The organism is Natrialba sp. PRR66 (genome assembly GCF_034808065.1).
In the GTDB taxonomy this organism is placed as follows: domain Archaea; phylum Halobacteriota; class Halobacteria; order Halobacteriales; family Natrialbaceae; genus Natrialba; species Natrialba aegyptia.
In genome coordinates this window covers 1-232 of sequence record NZ_JAXHGN010000290.1, presented here as the reverse complement: position 1 = coordinate 232, position 232 = coordinate 1, and the positions used below count along the sequence as shown (strand labels likewise).

The 232-nt window shown below is 40.5% G+C and carries 1 protein-coding gene; it reads left to right on the top strand.

Going from position 1 to position 232, the window contains the following annotated elements:
- Window positions 1–232, top strand: a 232-nt coding sequence (locus tag SM755_RS24255; RefSeq protein ID WP_323174914.1) for a chitin binding peritrophin-A domain-containing protein, incomplete at both ends; no start/stop codon positions are given.

Here is a 232-nt window from a genome sequence, read left to right as displayed (position 1 = left end):
GATTTATTGAGTTAATGAAAATGTACACAGCAATATTTTTAATTGCGTTTTTCGCAGTTTCGGCAGTTTCAGCGAATGATCCTTGTGAAAATCCTGGTCAGTTGAAAGCGGATGTTGAACATTGCGACCGTTTTTTCCAATGCACGGAGGACGGGTGGAAGTCCATTCAATGCCCACCGAAAACACTTTTCAACCCTAAGATATTTGTGTGTGACTGGGCCAAAAATGTAAA